The 19,866-nt window shown below is 72.0% G+C and carries 17 protein-coding genes and 1 riboswitch; of the genes, 14 read left to right on the top strand and 3 right to left on the bottom strand.

The window, feature by feature from the left end:
* Window positions 1-41: 41 nt before the first annotated feature.
* Window positions 42-695 carry a TetR/AcrR family transcriptional regulator gene (locus tag M8J73_RS10640; RefSeq protein WP_079055086.1) on the bottom strand — a complete coding sequence of 218 codons (654 nt, stop codon included), beginning with the start codon at window positions 693-695 and terminating at the stop codon, window positions 42-44.
* A 216-nt stretch (window positions 696-911) separates the two neighbouring features.
* Between M8J73_RS10640 and M8J73_RS10645 the strand changes: the two genes are divergently transcribed.
* Both M8J73_RS10645 and M8J73_RS10650 read left to right on the top strand, forming a co-directional pair.
* The gene (locus tag M8J73_RS10645; protein ID WP_249828551.1) at window positions 912-1,748 is read left to right on the top strand and encodes an SCO6745 family protein; all 837 of its coding nucleotides are present in this window, start codon (window positions 912-914) and stop codon (window positions 1,746-1,748) included.
* 126 nt (window positions 1,749-1,874) lie between these two features.
* The gene (locus tag M8J73_RS10650; protein ID WP_055542637.1) at window positions 1,875-2,594 is read left to right on the top strand and encodes an HNH endonuclease family protein; all 720 of its coding nucleotides are present in this window, start codon (window positions 1,875-1,877) and stop codon (window positions 2,592-2,594) included.
* A gap of 219 nt (window positions 2,595-2,813) precedes the next feature.
* Here the strand turns inward: M8J73_RS10650 and M8J73_RS10655 are convergent, their stop codons facing one another.
* Together M8J73_RS10655 and M8J73_RS10660 are read right to left on the bottom strand one after the other, a co-directional pair.
* The gene (locus M8J73_RS10655; RefSeq protein ID WP_055542638.1) at window positions 2,814-3,548 is read right to left on the bottom strand and encodes a hypothetical protein; all 735 of its coding nucleotides are present in this window, start codon (window positions 3,546-3,548) and stop codon (window positions 2,814-2,816) included.
* Window positions 3,549-3,692: 144 nt separating this feature from the next.
* The gene (locus tag M8J73_RS10660) at window positions 3,693-4,076 is read right to left on the bottom strand and encodes a hypothetical protein (protein ID WP_055542639.1); all 384 of its coding nucleotides are present in this window, start codon (window positions 4,074-4,076) and stop codon (window positions 3,693-3,695) included.
* 211 nt (window positions 4,077-4,287) lie between these two features.
* Between M8J73_RS10660 and M8J73_RS10665 the strand changes: the two genes are divergently transcribed.
* The 12 genes from M8J73_RS10665 to M8J73_RS10720 all read left to right on the top strand — a co-directional run bounded on the left by M8J73_RS10665 (window position 4,288) and on the right by M8J73_RS10720 (window position 19,852).
* Window positions 4,288-6,315 (top strand): N-6 DNA methylase, encoded by a 2,028-nt coding sequence (locus M8J73_RS10665; RefSeq protein ID WP_055542640.1) that lies wholly within the window; start codon window positions 4,288-4,290, stop codon window positions 6,313-6,315.
* Between the two features lie 217 nt (window positions 6,316-6,532).
* Window positions 6,533-7,150: a hypothetical protein gene (locus M8J73_RS10670; RefSeq protein WP_063799333.1), complete on the top strand. Its 618-nt coding sequence runs from the start codon at window positions 6,533-6,535 to the stop codon at window positions 7,148-7,150.
* 38 nt (window positions 7,151-7,188) lie between these two features.
* Window positions 7,189-8,682 (top strand): serine/threonine-protein kinase, encoded by a 1,494-nt coding sequence (locus M8J73_RS10675; protein WP_274757630.1) that lies wholly within the window; start codon window positions 7,189-7,191, stop codon window positions 8,680-8,682.
* Window positions 8,683-8,815: 133 nt separating this feature from the next.
* On the top strand, window positions 8,816-9,682 hold the full coding sequence (locus tag M8J73_RS10680; protein WP_055543045.1) for a glycoside hydrolase domain-containing protein: 867 nt from the start codon (window positions 8,816-8,818) through the stop codon (window positions 9,680-9,682).
* Window positions 9,683-9,862: 180 nt separating this feature from the next.
* Window positions 9,863-10,531, top strand: a complete 669-nt coding sequence (locus M8J73_RS10685) for a SurA N-terminal domain-containing protein (protein ID WP_249828526.1) — start codon at window positions 9,863-9,865, stop codon at window positions 10,529-10,531.
* A gap of 158 nt (window positions 10,532-10,689) precedes the next feature.
* Window positions 10,690-11,694 (top strand): nucleoside triphosphate pyrophosphohydrolase, encoded by a 1,005-nt coding sequence (locus M8J73_RS10690; protein ID WP_249828527.1) that lies wholly within the window; start codon window positions 10,690-10,692, stop codon window positions 11,692-11,694.
* A 42-nt stretch (window positions 11,695-11,736) separates the two neighbouring features.
* Complete coding sequence (locus M8J73_RS10695; protein WP_055542390.1) at window positions 11,737-13,848, top strand: tetratricopeptide repeat protein; 2,112 nt, start codon at window positions 11,737-11,739, stop codon at window positions 13,846-13,848.
* Window positions 13,845-15,179 carry a cytochrome P450 family protein gene (locus M8J73_RS10700; protein ID WP_372503927.1) on the top strand — a complete coding sequence of 445 codons (1,335 nt, stop codon included), beginning with the start codon at window positions 13,845-13,847 and terminating at the stop codon, window positions 15,177-15,179. Before M8J73_RS10695 ends, M8J73_RS10700 begins: the two co-directional genes overlap by 4 nt.
* Window positions 15,180-15,367: 188 nt before the next feature.
* Window positions 15,368-16,387: a LysM peptidoglycan-binding domain-containing protein gene (locus M8J73_RS10705; protein WP_055537482.1), complete on the top strand. Its 1,020-nt coding sequence runs from the start codon at window positions 15,368-15,370 to the stop codon at window positions 16,385-16,387.
* 182 nt (window positions 16,388-16,569) lie between these two features.
* A riboswitch (cyclic di-AMP (ydaO/yuaA leader) is annotated at window positions 16,570-16,769 on the top strand.
* Window positions 16,770-16,773: 4 nt separating this feature from the next.
* Window positions 16,774-17,466, top strand: coding sequence for a LysM peptidoglycan-binding domain-containing protein (locus tag M8J73_RS10710; protein ID WP_249828528.1), 693 nt, complete (start codon window positions 16,774-16,776; stop codon window positions 17,464-17,466).
* Between the two features lie 421 nt (window positions 17,467-17,887).
* Window positions 17,888-19,168: a phosphopyruvate hydratase gene (eno, locus tag M8J73_RS10715; RefSeq protein ID WP_107424049.1), complete on the top strand. Its 1,281-nt coding sequence runs from the start codon at window positions 17,888-17,890 to the stop codon at window positions 19,166-19,168.
* A 207-nt stretch (window positions 19,169-19,375) separates the two neighbouring features.
* A complete protein-coding gene (locus tag M8J73_RS10720) occupies window positions 19,376-19,852 on the top strand; it encodes an FtsB family cell division protein (protein WP_055540666.1) in 477 nt (158 codons plus the stop codon).
* Window positions 19,853-19,866 lie beyond the last annotated feature (14 nt).

The raw sequence follows: 19,866 nt of genomic DNA on the forward strand, positions 1-19,866 counted from the left end.
CCGCTGGTCCCCGCTGTTTCTGTTTTCGATGACGGCGGTGGTCACCGTCCTGTGGACGGGAACAGCAGCTCCGTCGCCGTGCGGAAGACGTCCTCCGGGTCCCGGTCGCCGACCACCGCGTCGAGGTTGTGGCTGAGGAGCAGCGTCGCAAAGCCGTGGGAGAGGGACCAGGCGGCGATGCCGGCCAGCCGGGGGTCCGCCCCGCCGAAGTCGGGGCGGGCCGTGCTGACCGCGTCGCGCAGCCGCTCGCCCGACAGGGCGCGGGCGGTGGTCAGTTCGAGGTCGCCCTCGCGGAGCAGCTCCGGGCGGAACATCACCTGGAAATGGGCCGGGTGCTCACGGGCGAAGCGGACGTAGCGGACGCCCGCGTCCCGCAGGTCGGCGGCCTCGGTGAGCGTGCTGGCCAGGAGCGCGTGGCCCTCCGCCGCGATCGCCGTGAGCAGCCCCGTGCGGTCCTTGAAGTGGTGCGCCGGCGCCGCGTGCGAGACGCCCGCGCGGCGGGCCAGGTCCCGCAGGCTGAGCGCGGAAGGCCCGTCGGCGGCGATGACATCGAGCGCGGCGCGGAGGATCGCGCGCCGTAGATCGCCGTGGTGGTAGGGGCGGTCGGGACGGCCTGGGGTGTCGGGACGGTCTGGGGTGTCAGGACGGTCTGGACTGTCAGGACGGTCGTCGTCCGGGGAGTTGGTGCGCGGCATGGGGTCAGCGTACGCCCAATCTTGTCGTTGACAAGTTTGCGGCCGGTCGGGCAATCTTGTCAGTGACAAGTTCTGACTCGGTCGTAGGGGCCGGGGGAGCGGCGAGGGGGATGTGCCATGTCCGAGAACGTCAGCGTCAGCGTCAACGCGAGTGGTGTGGGTGTGGATGAGGGCCGGGGTGAGGGCGGCGGCGTCGCGCTGGGCGAGGTCCGCCGGATGTGGCACCTGCTGGAGCCGCTGCACGCCGTCTTCTACTACGCGCCGGAAACCTTCGAGGAGGCCGCCGCGCTGGGATACGACGTGACGGAGCGCTGGCCCAGCTACTTCGCCTACCGGGCGGCCCCGTTGGGCGCGGCCGGGAGCGAGCGGGTGGCCTCCGCCTTCTACAGCTTCAGCCCGCGCATGGTCGCCGAGCACATCGAGCAGGCCTGGCGGACCGCGAGCCCGGAGGCCGTGCTCGCGGCTCGGGACCGGGCGGTCGACCTCATGTACCGCGGGTTGTTCGGCGAGCGTACGCACAGTCCCGAACTCGCGGAGGCTGCCGCCCTGGCCCGCCGCGCCGCCGAGTCCGTGAGTACCGCGGGCCGCCCGCTGGCCGCTGCCAACGCCGAACTGCCCTGGCCCGAGCCCGCGCACCTCCAGCTCTGGCGGGCGGCGACGATCCTGCGCGAGCACCGGGGGGACGGTCACCTCGCGGCCCTGCTGATCGCGGACCTCGACCCCGCCGAATCCCTCGTCTCCTTCGCGGCGATAGGCGCGGCATCGGAGGCACGCTTCGAGAGCCGGGGCTGGACCCCGGCCGAATGGTCGGCCGCCCGCGACCGCCTTGCCGCACGCGGACTGGTCGACGCCGACGGTACGGCCACGGAAGCCGGCCGGAGCCTGCGCCGGGAGGTCGAGCGGCACACCGACCGACTGGCCTCCGCGCCCTGGCGGTTGCTCGGCCCGGCGAACACCGCGCGACTCGCCGACCTGCTGGGTGAGTTCTGGGTCGCCGCGATCGGCTCGGGGCTGCTGCCGTCGGAGACGACGCTGGGGATAGGCAAGGTGTGAGCCCGGAGCCGGCGCCTGCCGATCCGCCCCTTACCCACGGGGGCTACGGTGTCGGCCGGAGTGGGCAGGGAACACAGGCAGGGCAACCGGACCGAAGCAACCAGCAAGGACAGTGAGGAGGGTCGCGTGGTGCGTCTGAGGGGTGGGGTGGCCGTCGCCTCCCTGGTACTGGTCGCCGCCGTGAGCGGCTGTGAACCGGGCACGGAGGGTTCCGCGGGGCCGGCGGACAACCCGGGCGGGGGAGGCCCCGCTCTGGCCGCGGCGGAGTCCCTGACCGTCAAGGGCCGTGCGCCGAAGACCGGTTACGACCGGGAGGAGTTCGGCAGCCCCTGGGCCGACACCGACTCCAATGACTGCGACACCCGGGACGACATACTCCGACGCGACCTGGAGGACGTGAAGTTCCGCGACGGGGACTGCCGGGTGGCCTCCGGTGTGCTCGACCCGGACCCGTACACCGGCGAGGACGTGTCGTTCGTGCGGGGCCGCAGCCAGATCGACATAGACCACATCGTGGCCCTGTCCGACGCCTGGCAGAAGGGCGCCCAGAAGTGGGACGACAGCAAGCGCATAGCCCTGGCCAACGACCCGCTCAACCTCCTCGCGGTCGACGCGGGCACCAACCGTGGCAAGGGCGACGGCGACGCGGCCACCTGGCTCCCGCCCAACAAGGCCTACCGGTGCACGTATGTGGCCGCCCAGGTCGCCGTGAAGAAGAAGTACGAGCTGTGGGTCACCTCGGCCGAACAGTCCGCGATGAAGCGGGTGCTGAGCGCCTGCCCCGACCAGAAGCTCCCCGGCGGCGGCAACCCGACCAAGGCCCCGGCCCGCTTCCACGCGGACTGAGGCCCTGAGGGATCGCTGTACCGAGCGCCGGAGAAGGCCGTCGACCCAGGGCGTCCAGGTCGTCCAGGTCGTCCAGGGCGTGCACCGTGGCGTGCTGAGCGCGGGGCGGCTCGGACGCCGTGGGGCTCGCGCGCGCGGCGGGGGCTTGTGCGGTGTGCCTGTCTCCCGCGCCCCGGGGCTCGTGCGGGTCGTGCCCGATGCGAGCCCCGGGGTGTTGGCTCAGCTCAAGTCCTTGTCCAGGTCGATGACCTTGCCCTTGGGGGCGTCGGCCGGGACCGGCTTGTTGTAGTCGGTGAAGCTCATGTCGCCCGGCTCCTTGGCGGACTTGCTCACGACCCGCAGGAGGTACGGCTTGCCCTTGGTGGCGACGGACAGGGTGTACCGGTCCTTGCCGTCCTTCTCGTGGAGGAGGATCGCGGGGGTGCCGTCGACCGTGGTGGTCTTGCCGCGCTCGGCGTCGGAGTTGGTGTCCTCGAAGTCGGCGAGCACGGTGTCCAGGTCGCAGAAGCTGGCCATCTCCTTGGAGTCCTCGGCGGTCGCGGACGTCTTGGTCCACTTGCCGGCCAGCATCTCCACGATCATGTCGGTCTCCTCCTTGGAGGAACCGCCGCCCTGGGCGCGCAGGAACGCCTCGTCGTACTTCATGTAGATCGTGTCGCCGGTCTTGATCAGGTCGGCCTTGCCGTCCTTCATGCCGATCGTGCCGGCGCAGTCGCCCTTCTTGTTGAGGGCCATGTCGAGGTTGATCGTGCCGCCGGCGCTGTCGTCCTGGATCTCGCCCTTCATCCGGAGCGAGTCGGCGTCGGAGGTGGCCTTCACGGCCTTGTCGGCGATCTCGCCGCCGCTCAGGCCGGAGAACGGCTCGTTCGACTTGTCCTCGCCGGGCAGGCAGCCGGTGAGCGAGAAGGTGGCCGCTGCGGCGATGCAGAGAGCGGCGAGTGCGGTGCGACGCATGGGAGGTCCCCCTGGGATGTGATGGGTGAGCGGTGCCGCCGCCGCACGCGGGCACGGGTGTGCGTGCGGCGGCGGACGTGAGCGGTGAGCGGTGATCTCGGATCGACGGGCGGTGACCACCCGCCCGACGGGCGGAGGTGTCTGTCAGTAGGCGCGGGTGGCGAGTTGCTCGCCCGCCGCGCCGTAAACCGTGACGTGGCCCCGCTCGTCGTGCTTCCAGTCGGCGAAGGCGGCGGCGATCAGCCGGGCGGGGCGGGTGCCGCCGCCCGGTGGGCCGCCGGTGAGGTCCGTGAGAACGTCGGCGGAGTCGGTCCCGCCCGCGGGTGGCGCGGGTCTGTGCACGTCGGTGACATGCGAGACGGCGACTCTCTCGGCGGAGGTGCCGTGAGTGTTCACAAAGGTCTTGAAGCGGTCGGCGGATCCGGTGCCGTAGGAGGCACTGTCACCGCTCCCGGCGTTCGCCGAGACCACTCCGATGACGAGGAGACCGACCGCCGCATGCAGTGCGAGCTGCGCTTTCATGCCCATGGTCGTGCCTCCTCTCCTGGTGGGTGACCGCACGACGAGGTGTGACCACCCGAGGCGGGCGGTCCGTCGTTCGATGGGTTAATCACAGCAGAGCTTGTGAACCGAGTCAACACGGTTCACGATAACGAGTGCGTACACGGCGTGAAGCGGTAGATCTTGCGTGCGTCGGTATGCTCAACGCCACACACCAGGTACGAGGGGAGCCGGGCGCGTGCAGGACAACGGGACAGAGGTCACCGCCGCGGAGATCGCGCGGCTCGCCGGCGTCGGCCGCGCCGCCGTCAGCAACTGGCGCCGCCGCCATGCCGACTTCCCCAGGCCGGTCGGCGGCACCGAGACCAGCCCGTCCTTCGCGCTGACCGACGTCGAGGAGTGGCTGCGCAAGCAGGGCAAGCTCGCCGAGGTCCCGCTCAAGGAGCGGGTCTGGCAGCAGGTCACCGGCCACCCCGACGGCCCCGTCACGGCACTGGTGCACGCCGGCTGCGCCCTGCTGTACCTCCACGACCGGCCCCTGGCCTGGCTGGAGTCGAGCGCCACGGGCGACGACGAACAGCTGGCCGGAGTTCTGGCCGACCACCTCGCGCAGCTTCTCGGCCCGCGTTTCGGCCCGGCCGGTGAGCCCGCCGTGCATGCACCCACGGCCGCCGAGCTGCGGCCCTCGATCCCGCTGCTGCGGGGCGCCACGGAGCTCGCGGCGGACCTGGGCGCGCGGCAGACCTTCGAGTTCCTGCTGGCCCGCCATCTCGACGCCAACCCCCGCCAGTACACGCTCACTCCGGGCGAGCTGGCCGAGCTGATGGCCGAACTCGCCGGGCCCGCCCGCACCGTGTTCGACCCGGCCTGCGGCACCGGCGCCCTCCTGCGCGCCGTCGCACCCCGCCCCGGCCAGGAGCTCCACGGCCAGGACAGCGCCCCGGAACTGGCCGCCCTCACCGCGCTGCGGCTCGCCCTGCGCACCAAGAGCGCCATCCGCACCGCCGCCGGGGACAGCCTCCGTGCGGACGCCCACGCACACCTCAGGGCCGAGGCGGTGCTCTGCCACCCGCCGTTCAACGAGCGCAACTGGGGCCACGACGAACTCGCCTACGACCCGCGTTGGGAGTACGGCTTCCCGGCCCGCACCGAATCCGAACTCGCCTGGGTGCAGCACGCGCTGGCCCGGCTGGAGGACGGCGGCACCGCCGTCCTGCTGATGCCGCCGGCCGTCGCGAGCCGCCGCTCCGGGCGCCGTATCCGCGCCGACCTGCTGCGCCGCGGCGCTCTGCGCGCCGTGATCGCCCTGCCGGTCGGCGCGGCACCCCCGTACAACATCGGGCTGCACCTGTGGGTGCTGCGTCGGCCGGGCAGGACGCCGGCGTCGCCGGAGCTGCTGCTCGTGGACACCGGGCGGCTCGGCGCCGAGGGGCGGGGCGGGGTCGACTGGGCGGCCGTGACAGCCGCCGTGCTGGAGGCGTGGAAGCCGTTCGACCGCACCGGCGAGGCCGTGGAACGCCCCGGGCTGAGCCGTTCGATGCCGGTCATCGAACTGCTCGACGACGACGTGGACCTGGCCCCCGCCCGGCATCTGCCGCCACCGGCCGCGGGCGGCTCGGCCGCGGAACTCGGCACCGTACGCGAACGCCTCGGCGAGACCCTGCGGTTGACCGCCGATCTCACGCCCCCGCTCGCGGACGAGACGCAGCCGCCGCGCTGGCCGCTCACCACCGTGGGGGAACTCGCGCGCGGCGGGGCCCTGTTGCTGCGCACCGGCGGGAACGGCCCGCACGCGCGTGTGCTGACCGACCACGATGTCCTGGCGGGCACGGCACCGTCGGGGACCCTCACCGAGACCGGGGAGGAGCCGGTGCTGGTGGAGCGGGGCGACATCGTCGTCCCCGTCCTCGGCGGCGGCGGGATCGCCCGCGTCGTCGACGAGGACACCGCCGGAGCCGCCCTGGGCCGCAACCTCACGCTCCTGCGCCCCGACCCGGCGGCGCTCGACGCGTGGTTCGTCGCCGGGTTCCTGCGCGGCACCGCCAATAGCCGCCAGGCCAGCAGTTACGCCTCGACCGCCAGCCGCCTCGACGTACGCCGCCTCCAACTGCCCCGGCTGCCCCTGGAGCAGCAGCGCCGCTACGGTGAGCGGTTCCGGGCACTCGCCGCCTTCGAGGACGCGCTCCGCGAGGCGGGCCGCCTGGGCACCCGGCTCGTGCGCGGTATGTACGACGGACTGACGGACGGAACGGTCTCCCCGGACTGAAAAAGACGAACTGCCCTTACGATCAGGTGGGTCCGTCGAACGATCGTGTGGATCCGCCGGGACGACCGACACGGTTCCACCGGACGGAACCACTCCGCTCCGGGTGGCGTGACCAGGACTGCAACGGTTGTCCACAACCCTGGACCGCTTGTCGTGGTCGACCTATACGCTCGGAACGACATCGCGGTCCACTTCCACCAGGCCTTCAGGAGCAGCCATGCACGGCCACGGCTACGCGCCGCAACAGCCCCCCGGCCCCTCGCAGGGGGCGCCGGTCACGCTGCGTGTGATCTTCGTGGTGGTCACCGTCATGAGCTGCGGCCTCCTCGGCTGGGCCAGCCTGCTGCGACTGGCCACCGTCACCCGCAAACCGCGCGACTGGTTCCTGTTCGCCCTGTCGGTCGTGCACATCGTCGCGACGCTGTACATCATCGGCAGCGACCCGGGCAAGGAGGAGTTCACCACCTGGCGCGGTGACGTCGGCATGTCGATGCTGTTCGGCGGACTCGCGGCCACCGTCGCGTACTACCTGTACGCGGACATACGCCACTTCAGCCCGGCTCGCACGGCCCCGCCCTCGGCGTACGCCCGGACCACGGTCTACTCCCAGCAGACGGGCTACAGCTACCCGCCGGTGCAGGTCCCGCAGCCGCAGCCCTACACCCCGGCCCCGCAGCCGCCCGTCCAGTCGCAGTCGACGCCGATCCCGGGTCCCCCCGTCCAGCCGGGGCCCGCGCCGGATCAGCAGCGCCCCGGCCCGGCCCGCATCGACCAGGTGCGCGCCGAACTCGACGAGCTCAGTGACTATCTCCGCAGAAACGAAGGAGACCGGTGACCCAGGGGACCGGACGCCTGATCACCGGCCGCTACGAACTGTCCACCCTCATCGGGCAGGGCGGCATGGGCCAGGTGTGGACGGCGTACGACCAGCGCCTCGACCGGCGGGTGGCGGTCAAGCTGCTGCGCCCGGACAAGGTCGCCGGCCAGGAGGCCGACGAGCTGCGCCGCCGCTTCGTGCGCGAGTGCCGGGTCACGGCCCAGGTCGACCACCCCGGCCTGGTCACCGTGCACGACGCGGGCAGTGAGGGCGAGGAGCTGTTCCTCGTCATGCAGTACGTCGACGGGGCCGACCTCTCCGACCACCTCGCCGAGCACGACCCCTACCCGTGGCAGTGGACGGTCGCGGTCGCCGCCCAGCTGTGCGCGGTGCTGTCCGCCGTGCACGCGGTGCCGATCATCCACCGCGACCTCAAGCCGCGGAACGTGATGGTCAAGCAGGACGGCACGGTCACCGTTCTCGACCTCGGTGTCGCCTCCGTGATGGACACCGACACCACCCGCCTCACCCATACCGGCTCGCCCATCGGCAGCCCCGCCTACATGGCCCCCGAGCAGGCCATGGGCGGCGCGGTCGGCCCGTACACCGACCTGTACGCCCTCGGTGTGCTGATGCACGAACTGCTCAGCGGGAACGTGCCGTTCACGGGCTCCACGGCCCTCGGCGTCCTCCACCGCCATCTGTACGAGCCGCCCGTCCCCGTCCGCCGGATCCGCCCCGAGGTCCCCGAGGCCCTGGAGACGCTGGTGCTGCGGCTGCTCTCCAAGGATCCGCAGCACCGCCCGTCCTCCGCGCAGGAGACCTACGAGCAGCTCCTGCCGCTCCTCCCGGCGCGCGGCATGCCCACGGGCTCGCCGCTCGACCCCACCCGCCCCTTCCTGCGCCCGCACGCCCCCTGGCCGGACCGCGCCCGGATCCCCGCGCCGCAGCCCTCCGCCGCCCCGGCCGAGGCCCCTCCGGTCGACAAGCCCGATGTCGCGGGCGCCGTCGACGAGGTCAAGCGGCTCCTCGGCGAGGGCCGTATCACCCAGGCTGTCGACATCCTCGGCGCGATCCTCCCGGCCGCCGCCGCCCAGCACGGCGAGCACTCACCCGTCGTGCGCACCCTGCGCAAGCAGTACGCGGCCACGCTCATGGACGACGGCCAGTACCGCCGCGCCCTGCCCGAGCTGCGCCGCCTCGCCGACGAACGCGCCGCCGAGGCGGGCCAGGCCGACCCGCAGTCCCTGCGTTTCCGCTACGACTCCGCCCAGTGCCTCGAACAGCTCGGCGAACCCGCCGCGGCCCTCGCGGAGTACCGCTCGCTGCTGCCGTACTTCGAGAACCAGTACGTGGGCGGCGACCCCGAGCTGGCCCTCGACGTCCGCCGCCGCATAGGCCACCTGCTCCTCGCCCTCGGCGACCGGGGCGCCGCCCACGAGACCCTGGGCCGCCTCCTGCTCGACGTGGAGCGCCTGCGGGGCCCCGGCCACCCCCTGGCCGGCGAGGTCCGGCGGACCCTGCAGTGGCTGGGGCAGGTGCGCGGCTGACACCCCCCGGCAGGCGTATGTTTTGCGCCGCCTTGGCCGAAGTTTGCCGCACCGCAGAGGCGGTGTTTCCCGAACGCGGAGCCGACACCGCTTAGCTGTGCACACACAGATCGATCAAGGGGTGGGACCAAGCATGTCCGACGAGACGACCAGCCGCAGACGGTCCGGGAAGCCGAGCCACCGGCAGTCCCACAAGCGCCGATACATCGCCTGGACCGCGGTCGGCGCCGCCGTGCTCGCCGGGGCCGGCGTCGCCGCGCAGAACTCCCTCGCCACGACCACCGCCTGGCCGTCCGCGAAGGTCTACACGGGCCGCGCCTTCGACACCTGCACGGCACCGTCCCTGTCCGCGATGAAGGCATGGAACACCGGCTTCTACGGCGCGGCGGCCGTCTACATCGGCGGCAAGAACCGCGGCTGCGCCCAGCCCAACCTCACCGCGTCCTGGGTGAAGTCGGTCAACACCCTCGGCTGGAAACTCGTCCCCCTCTACGTGGGCGCCCAGCCGCCCTGCCAGAGCGGCTCCAGCCCCGAGGTGATCACCGCGTCGACCGCCGCCTCCCAGGGCGCCGCCGACGGAGCCGACGCCGTGGCCAAGGCCGCCGCCCTCGGCATGAAGCCCGGCAGCGCGCTCTACCTCGACATGGAGGCGTACGACATCACGAACACCGCGTGCAACGACGCCGTCCTCACCTACGTCCGGGCCTGGCACAAGGCGCTCGCCGCCAAGCAGTACCGCTCCGGCTTCTACGGCTTCAGCAGCTCCAGCGCCAAGGCGATCGCCACCGCCACCGACCGCACCAACCTGCCGGGCAACCTCTGGTACGCCAAGTGGGACAAGGTCAACACGACGACCAGCGACTGGCCGTACGCCTCGACGCTGTACACCGGGCACCACCGCGCCCATCAGTACATGGTCAACAGCAAGGAGAGCCGCGGCGGCCACACGATCACCGTGGACCGTGACGCGTGGGACGCACCGGTGGCGATCGTCGGATGACCGGACGGTGAGCGGCGTCCGGTGTGCGGTGGGGGCCAGTGGGGGCGGTCTCGCGGTGCGGCGGTGCCGGAAGTCGGTGTGAATCGTTGGTCGAATGGCTGGCCGAGAGCAGGGCCACTGCCTACCATCGATCACCGCAAGACCTTGTGCACCGCCGCACAATCTCCTCGGGAGGCCAACTTGCACCGCCGTCGTCGCACCGCGCTCGTCCTCTCCGCCGCGATCGCCGCCGCGGCTCCCCTCCTGACCGCCTGCGGGAGCGACGCGCATCCAGGCGCCGCGGCCGTCGTCGGCAGCGAGCGGATCACGGTCGCGCAACTGGAGAACCGGGTGAACGACGTGCGCACCGCCCAGCGCGCCGCCAGCGGCGACGACGCCCAGTACCAGCGCCTCGTCGCCCAGACCGGCACCCTCACCCGCAACACGCTGAACGGCATGGTCCTGGAGAAGGTCCTCGACCGGGCGCTCGAGGACGCCGGTGTGACCGTCACCCGCAAGGAAGTCCAGCAGTACCGTTCCGACCTGGAGCACGAGGCGGGCGGCTCCGAGGCGCTGGAGGCGGCCTGGCTCCAGCAGTACAGCGTCGCTCCCGAGCACCTGGAGGAGAGCCTCCGCAGCGACGTCGAGGTCCAGAAGCTCGCCGGCGCGCTCGGCGCCGACATGAACAGCCCCGAGGGCGGCACCGTCTTCTGGAAGGCGATGGCCGACGCGTCCGAGAAACTCGGCGTCGACCTCAACCCGCGCTACGGCTCCTGGGGCGTCGCCCAGGACGGCCGGCTCGGCCTGGCGGACAGCAAGACGCCGTGGGTCCGCGAGGTCACGAAGGCGACCCAGCAGCAGCCGACCTGACCCGCTCGGCGAGGGCCCACCGACGACCGTCGCCGCACCGCGGTCCGCCGCCTCCCGACCGCACGCCGCGGCATGGCGGCCCCTGCCTGTGGATGCACGCCGACCCCTGCCTGTGGATAACTTCGGGGGTCGTCGGTGGCGTGGGTTACGTTCGTGGGGTGAACGCACACCGTCCCGACGACGCCCCCGACACCGCGGACCCCGCCCCCGGCCCCGGCAGGGTCGTCCTGCTCACCACCAGCCACCGTGTCGCACCCGGTCTGCTCTCCTGGCCCGCCTGGCAGGCCCTGCGCGGCGCCGACCGCGTCCTGTGCGCGGACGAGGCCCACCCGCAGCTGCCCTATCTGCGGGAGGCCGGCATCACGGTCGAGCAGGCCGCCCCGACCGCGGAGGAGCTGGTCGACGTCTGCGTCGGCGACCGCACCGTGGTCGTCGTGGCGACCGCCGAGGGCGAACCCCGCCTCACCGACGGCCTGGCCCGCCTCGCCGGCTCCGGCCGCCTGCGGATGCCGTCACTGGAGCTCCTCCCCGCCTCCTACGACCTCCCCGGCGCCCGCCTCCTCGACCTGATCCAGGTCATGGACCGCATCCGCGAGGAATGCCCCTGGTCCTCCCGCCAGACCCACAAGGGCCTCGCCAAGTACGGCATCGAGGAGGCCTACGAACTGGTGGAGGCGATCGAGGAGGGCGACCGGGACGAACTCCGCGAGGAACTGGGCGACGTCCTCCTCCAGGTCGTCTTCCACTCCCGGATCGCCGAGGAGGACCCCGAGGCGCCCTTCTCCATCGACGACGTCGCCGCCACCATCGTCACCAAGCTCATCCACCGTCACCCCCATGTCTTCGGCGACGCGACCGCCACCACACCGGAGGAGGTCAAGGAGCACTGGCTGCGTACCAAGGCCGTCGAGAAGCGGCGTGAGTCGGTCACCGACGGCATACCCCTCGGCCAGCCCGGCCTGGCGCTCGCCTCGAAGCTCGCGTCCCGTGTCCGCACGGCCGACCTGGACGTCCCGCTCCCCGCGGGCGACGGCATCGGGTACGCGCTGCTGGCGATGGCCGTGCGGGCCGAGGCCGAGGGCGTCGACCCGGAGGCGGCACTCCGGGCGGCCGCCCGCTCGTACCGCGACGCCGTGCGGGCAGCCGAAGGGCTGGACGCTTAGTACCGTTGTCCTCACGGGTGGTCGCGACGCGTGGGGGCTTGAGTGGGGCGGGAGTCGGACGAGGAGACCGGGGGCAAGCGGTCCGTGGAAGCCACCGGCAGCAGGTCCATCGCTGCCGGGGGCAACATCGGCAACGCCTACACCGGCAACGCCACCGGCATCGTCATCCAGGCCGGCCACATCGGCCACCTCTCGCAGGGGCCCTCGGCCGACGAACGCCCCGCCGCAGCCCGCGAGGACCGCGCCACCGGCGCCGAGCACGACCGGCACGGCAGCGTGCTCGACCCGGCCGCGTGGCAGCCGGTCGGCGAGGTGGAGCCGCTCGAGTTCGGCGTGGGCCCGACCCGGCGCATACCGGGACAGCCCGAGGTGCCGCCGTACGTGCCGCGCGACTGCGACGACGCCCTGCGCGCCGAACTCGCCCACAGCGGACTGGTGCTGGTCCTCGGCGAGCGGTACGTGGGCAAGTCGTACACGGCGTGGCACGGGGTGCGGTCGCTGGAGGGGTACCGGCTGTACGCCCCCGACCCGGGGGAGGACCTGCGGGAGGTGCTCGCCGCGCTGAAGGGCGTGCCCGGCAAGTACGTCGTCTGGCTGGACGAGTTGACCGACCACCTCGGCGAGGGCGGGCTGGACCGGAGGCTGTTGGGGCCGCTCGCCCGCCTCGGCGTGGTGCTGCTCGGCACGATGCGCTCCGAGGAGTACTACCAGCGCCGGATGATGAGCGACCCCATCGGCCTCGCCCTGAACCAGGCCCGCACGGTCGAGGTTCCGCGGAAGTGGAGCGACGCCGAGCTGGAGCGCCTCAAGGATCTCGACGACCCGCGCGCGTACCCGGCGTACATGTGGAGCGGCGAGGAGGGCGCCGCGTCGTACTTCGCGATCGGGCACACCATGTACGACGAGTGGCGGCGGCCGGGGACGAAGGTGGAGCATCCGCGCGGACAGCTGCTGGTCCGGGCCGCCGTCGACCTGGCGCGGTGCGGAGTGAAGGGCGCCGTACCGACGGAGCTGCTCCGACAGGTGCAGGAGCAGTACGGCACGGAGGAACGCGAGTCGTTCGAGGACGCCCTCACCTGGGCCACGACCCGCATGTTCGGGGTCTCGGGCCTGCTCGTGGCCGGTGAGGAGCACCGCACCTGGCGGGCGTACGGGGCGCTGGTCGCCGGGGCGGAGGCCCTGCGTGCGGAGGATCTGCGCGCGGAGGACCTGGAGCCGGTGCCGGACGCGGTGTGGTGGCTGTTGCTGGACGCGGCGGAGGGCGGCGCGCGGATCGACCGCGAGGCCGTGCTGGACGCGGCCCGCGCGGCGCTGCGCCCGCGGATCGAGGCGGGCGAACCGGACCTGATGGTCGCCCTCGCCGAGCGTGTGGGCGGGGAGGAACGCGCGGACCTGATCCGCCGGGCCGCGGAGGCCGGGCACCGCGAGGCCGCCGAGGAGTGGGCGGCGCACCTGGTCGATGCCGGGGACGAGGCGGCCGCGATCCGGTATCTGGAGATCGCCGCGCAGGGCGGAAGCGTCGAGGCGGCGCGTGAGGCGGGGCGGTTGCACCGCGAGCGCGCGGAGGCGCTGCTGCGGACGGCGGCCGAGGCGGGGGACGGGGCGGCTGCGCACGAGTTGGGCGATCTGCTGCTGGGCTACGGTCGGGGCGACGCGTTCCGCTGGTTCGTCAGGGCGGTCCGGGCCGGTCACGAGGAGGCGGCCACCAGCCTGGGCCGGGCGCTGTACTACCGGAACAGCCCGGACGCGGAGTTCTGGCTCCGCCGCGGTGCCGCGCTCGGCGACGCCCACGCCGTCCACTCGCTCGCCGCGTACCTGCACCGCGTCGGCGACCACGACGAGGAGGCGGAGCGGCTCTTCCGCGAGGCGAAGGAGGCGGGCCATCCTGCCGCGTCCCGCAGTCTCGGCGCTCTCCTCCTCCGTATGGGCAACGGCCCCTGGGACGAGGTCACGCGGCTGCTCCAGGAGGACGCCGCGCAGGGCAGCGGCGACGCCGCCTACTGGCTGTCGCTGCACCACCGCAAACGCGGCGACACCGACGAGGCCGACAAGTGGCTGCACCGGGCCGCCGAACTGGACCACTACTTCGCGATGCGCGCCCTGGGCCTGCTGCCCGTTCCCCCCGGCGACCAGCCCGATACCGTCGACGAGTGACCAACCAGCCCCACCCGCCGCACTCCCAGCCGCAGCCGCACACCCAGCCGCAGCCGCCCCCCGGCCAGGTCCCCGCCCCGGCCCCGGCCCCCGCCCTGTTCACCTGGGAGTTCGCCACCGACCCCTATCCCGCCTACGCCTGGCTCCGTGAGCACGCGCCCGTGCACCGTACGAAGCTGCCCAGCGGTGTGGAGGCCTGGCTGGTCACCCGGTACGCCGACGCCAAGCAGGCCCTCGCCGACCAGCGTCTGTCCAAGAACCCGGCGCACCACGACGAGCCCGCGCACGCCAAGGGCAAGACCGGTATCCCCGGTGAGCGCAAGGCCGAGTTGATGACGCACCTGCTGAACATCGACCCGCCGGACCACACCCGGCTGCGCCGCCTCGTCTCCAAGGCCTTCACGCCGCGCCGGGTCGCCGAGTTCGCCCCCCGGGTCCAGGAGTTGACGGACGACCTCATCGACCGGTTCGCGGAGAAGGGCGAGGCCGACCTCATCCACGAGTTCGCCTTCCCGCTGCCCATCTACGCGATCTGCGACCTGCTCGGCGTCCCTCGCGAGGACCAGGACGACTTCCGGGACTGGGCGGGCATGATGATCCGGCACGGCGGCGGCCCGCGCGGCGGCGTCGCGAGGTCGGTGAAGAAGATGCGCGGCTATCTCGCGGACCTCATCCACCGCAAGCGCGAGGCGCTGCCCGCCGAACCCGGCCCCGGCGAGGACCTCATCTCCGGTCTCATCCGCGCTTCGGACCACGGTGAGCACCTCACCGAGAACGAGGCCGCCGCCATGGCCTTCATCCTTCTGTTCGCCGGTTTCGAGACCACCGTCAACCTCATCGGCAACGGCACCTATGCCCTCCTCACCCACCCCGAGCAGCGCGCCCGGCTCCAGACCTCCCTCGCCGCGGGCGAGACCGCCCTGCTGGAGACCGGTGTCGAGGAACTCCTCCGCTACGACGGCCCCGTGGAGCTGGCCACCTGGCGGTTCGCCACGCAGCCGCTCACCGTCGGCGGGCAGGACGTCGCCCCCGGCGACCCGGTGCTGGTCGTCCTCGCGGCGGCCGACCGAGACCCGGCACGCTTCGCCGCCCCCGACACCCTCGACCTGTCCCGCCGCGACAACCAGCACCTCGGATACGGCCACGGCATCCACTACTGCCTGGGCGCGCCCCTCGCCCGCCTGGAGGGGCAGACCGCGCTGGCGACGCTCCTCACCCGCCTGCCCGACCTGCGGCTCTCCGCCGACCCGGCCGACCTGCGCTGGCGGGGCGGGCTCATCATGCGCGGACTGCGCACCCTTCCCGTCGAGTTCACACCGCGTCAGGGCTGATGAACGGCCCGTGCCCCTATCAGGAACAGCGACTGAAGGTGACACACCCTCAAGTTCGTGATCTTCACGTGATCTCCGCTGCATTAACTTGTGACAACTGATCGTCTACGGCTACGTTCACACGTCAGTGCGAAGGGTGTCGTCACATCCCTCGCGCAGATCTCTGCTGTCGCGTGAAAGGCAACCGCATGCTCTCCGGGAACGGTCGTCACCGTCGCCCCCGTCAGGCTCCGGCACTCCTCGTCGCGGCCGGAGTGACAGGCTCCGCCATCGCCATCCCGCTCCTCGGCGCCACCGGCGCCAGTGCGGCCAGTGGAACCACCTGGGACCAGGTGGCGGAGTGCGAGAGCGGTGGCTCCTGGAGCGCGGACACCGGGAACGGGCGCTACGGCGGCCTCCAGATCTCCCAGGGCGACTGGGAGAACCATGGTGGCCTCGACTACGCGACCAGCCCCGACCAGGCCAGCCGTTCGCAGCAAATCGCGGTCGCCGAGAGAATCCTCGACGACCAGGGTGTGGGCGCCTGGTCGACCTGTGGACTCCTCCACAACCTCGACGGCGACTCCGCCTCGGCCGACGTGGACACCGGCGTGGCGGGGGATTCGTCCAGCTCGGGTGATTCATCCGGTTCGTCCGACTCGTCGGACAACTCCACCAAGTCCAGTGACTCGTCGGATTCCGCCACATCATCGGATTCGTCCGGTTCATCCGATTCATCCCCCCGTGCTTCCGGGGGCTCCACCAAGGCCGACGCGGACGCGGGCGACTCCTCCGAGTCCTCGGACTCCGACCGTGCCGGCGGTGCACAGGGATCCGACAGCTCGGTCGAGGCCGACGCCAAGAGCGGTGACTCGGACAACTCCACGCCGGGCGACACCCCTTCCACCAGCGGCGATGCCGACGCCGGCACCGGTCGCCACCGTGGCGCCAGCGCCGAGGAAGGCGTCCACACCGACGTGGCCGACTCCCGCGGTGACGCCTCCACCGGCCGTCATGCCTCCCGCGGCGGTGACGCGTCCCGCGAGGCCGTCGACGGCTCGTACACCGTCCGTCCCGGGGACAGTCTGACGGCCATCGCCGACTCACTTGAGCTGAGCGGCGGGTGGCGGGAGCTGTACGCCGAGAACGAGGGCACGGTCGGAACCGACCCGGACCTCATCCTTCCCGGTCAGACCCTGGAAGTCGGTGCCGAAACGGGCGAAAAGTAGCGGCAGTTCAGGTCACGGTTCGCCCCTTAATGCCCGTTTTGATCTCGGTGGGAGATGAATCACAGACCCCCTGATCGTCTTTGAAATTCGGCGAATCACGTGTTTACGGTCGTGACCGCTCGCCACAGCGGGCCCCTGCGGTCGTCACGCCGAATCCTGCCGACGGCCGCTCGGAACAGTCGTCGCGTCAAGCGCCGTAGGCAGGAGCGGGGGACCCAAGGTTTGTGCCGGGTCCGGCGGTTGAGGCCCTTCGGGGTCACACCGCCGGTACCGGCTCGGGGTGAAGCCGCATCACGTGAGCCGGAAGGCGAGCGGGTGCGGCCGGGCAACTCAACCGGCCCGAACCCGACAGCTCACCTCGTAGGCGTCGGTGAGGGGATCACTCCATGCTGTTTTCCAGCAAGGGCAAGCACCGCCGTCCGTCCAAGACCGCCCGTGCCATCGCCGTCGCCGGTGTCACCGGCGCCGCCGCGATAGCCGCCCCGCTCATCGCGGCCGGCAGCGCCTCCGCCGCCACCGAGTCCGAGTGGGACGCCGTCGCCCAGTGCGAGTCCGGCGGCGACTGGTCCATCAACACCGGCAACGGCTACTACGGCGGTCTGCAGTTCTCGGCCTCCACCTGGGCCGGTTACGGCGGTACGCAGTACGCCTCCACCGCCGACCAGGCCAGCAAGGCCCAGCAGATCGCCATCGCCGAGAAGGTCCTCGCGGGCCAGGGCAAGGGTGCCTGGCCGGTCTGCGGCAAGGGCCTGTCCGGCGCCTCGTACGACGGTGCCGCCGCCTCCTCCGGCAACTCCGGCTCGGGCGGCTCCTCCTCGGACTCCTCCTCTTCCTCGCAGAAGAGCACCCAGGAGACCCGCGCCTCGCGTTCCTCCGAGCGCGCCACCGTCGAGACCCCGACCGGCAAGAAGGTCAAGAAGGGCGACGGCGAGTACAAGGTCGTCAAGGGCGACACCCTCAGTGCCATCGCCGCCAAGAAGCACGTCAAGGGTGGCTGGGAGAAGCTCTTCGAGCTGAACAAGGACATCATCGACGACGCCGACTTCATCTACCCCGGCCAGCAGCTCCACCTGAGCTGACGGCCGGTTCCGGACGGTCGCCGCGGCCGGACCCCTGGGGTCCGCCGCGGCCGGGCCGGGACCGCGGTTCGGCCGGGCCGAAAAGAGGCCGCTCCCCGGCTGAACCCGGATCCGCTCACAGCCGTGTCCTCCTGAGTGAAGACCTCGTGAGGGCCGTCCCCCGTCCCCACGGGCTCCCCGCCCCGGTGCGCATTCCCCCGTACGCACCGGGGCGGGGTTTTTCTGTGTCCGGGGCCGCCGTGCTCCTCCTTCTGTTCACTTTCCCGCCCACCCCCCTTTGTTCCGGGCTGGAACAATGGGTACGGTCTGTCTGTCCACGGGACGGTCGGTCGGCTGCCGACGGCCCCGGGGCGGTTAGGCTCTAGTCGCACGGCCCCCGTGGCCCCGCACCAATGCGTCACATCCCAAGAAGGAGATGCTCGTGCCGTCCATCGACGTCGTCGTAGCCCGGGAAATCCTGGACTCCCGAGGCAACCCCACGGTCGAGGTCGAGGTCGGCCTCGACGACGGCAGCACCGGTCGTGCCGCCGTCCCGTCCGGCGCCTCCACGGGCGCCTTCGAGGCCATCGAGCTCCGCGACGGTGACCCCAACCGCTACCTCGGCAAGGGCGTCGAGAAGGCCGTCCTCGCCGTGATCGAGCAGATCGGCCCGGAGCTCGTCGGCTACGACGCCACCGAGCAGCGCCTGATCGACCAGGCCATGTTCGACCTGGACGCCACCGACAACAAGGGCTCCCTCGGCGCCAACGCCATCCTCGGCGTCTCCCTCGCCGTCGCCCACGCCGCCTCCGAGGCCAGCGACCTTCCGCTCTTCCGCTACCTGGGCGGCCCGAACGCGCACCTGCTGCCCGTTCCGATGATGAACATCCTGAACGGCGGCTCGCACGCCGACACCAACGTGGACATCCAGGAGTTCATGATCGCCCCGATCGGCGCGGAGTCCTTCTCCGAGGCGCTGCGCTGGGGCGCCGAGGTCTACCACACCCTCAAGAAGGTCCTGAAGCGCAAGGGCCTGAACACCGGCCTCGGCGACGAGGGCGGCTTCGCCCCGAACCTGGACTCCAACCGCGCCGCCCTCGACCTCATCCTCGAGGCCGTCAACGAGGCCGGCTACACCCCCGGCGAGCAGATCGCCCTGGCGCTCGACGTCGCCGCCTCCGAGTTCTACAAGGACGGCGTGTACGTCTTCGAGGGCAAGGAGCGCACCGCCGCCGAGATGACGGACTACTACGCGGAGCTCGTCGACGCGTACCCGCTCGTCTCCATCGAGGACCCGCTGTTCGAGGACGACTGGGACGGCTGGAAGACCATCACCGAGCGCCTTGGCGACAAGGTGCAGCTCGTGGGCGACGACCTGTTCGTCACCAACCCCGAGCGCCTCGCCCGCGGCATCGAGGAGGGCGCGGCCAACGCGCTGCTCGTCAAGGTCAACCAGATCGGCTCGCTCACCGAGACCCTGGACGCCGTCGAGCTGGCCCAGCGCAACGGCTTCAAGTGCATGATGTCCCACCGCTCCGGTGAGACCGAGGACGTCACCATCGCCGACCTCGCCGTCGCCGTGAACTGCGGCCAGATCAAGACCGGCGCCCCGGCCCGCTCGGACCGCGTCGCCAAGTACAACCAGCTGCTGCGCATCGAGGAGATCCTCGACGACGCCGCGGTGTACGCCGGCCGCAGCGCCTTCCCGCGCTTCAAGGGCTGAGCAGCCTTCCCGGCGTCCGCTCCGCGGACCACGGGCACAGCAAGGGCTGAGCAGCCTTCCCGGCGTCCGCTCCGCGGACCACGGGCACAGCAAGGGCTGAGCCCGTAGGGCGGCAGTAGGAAGCGTCGCACGTACGTCCCCGTACCCGGTCCCGTACCGTGTGCGGGGACGTACGCACGTAGGGCCCGTAGGAAGGGGAAGTGGGACATGCCCGTGAAGGACCGGGACCGTTTCTCCACCGCGACCCGGCTGAAGCTGCTCGGCGAGCAGACGGCCGCCCGGGTCTACCGCTCCCAGACCCGGCGCCAGGCCCGCCGCTCCCGGCTCACCGGCCGGGCCGCGCTGCTCGCCCTCGTCCTCTGCTCGATGATCGTGGCCCTCGCCTACCCCATAAGGCAGTACGTCTCCCAGCGCGCCGAGATCGCCGACATGCGGCGCCAGCGCCAGGAGGCGCGCGAGCGCGTCGAGGAGCTGCGCGACCTCAAGGCGCGCTGGCAGGACGACGCGTACGCCGAGCAGCGCATCCGGGAGCGGCTGCACTACGTCATGCCGGGCGAGACCGGCTACACCATGATCGACCCGGACGCGGCGAAGCAGTCCCGCACGACGCAGGGGGCGGCCCACCTCCCCTGGTACACCAACGTCTGGGACGGGGTCGACAAGGCCGACGCCGCCGCCCAGTAACCGACCAGAGCTCC

The sequence above is a fragment of the Streptomyces neyagawaensis genome (assembly GCF_023516595.1).
GTDB classification, from domain to species: domain Bacteria; phylum Actinomycetota; class Actinomycetes; order Streptomycetales; family Streptomycetaceae; genus Streptomyces; species Streptomyces neyagawaensis.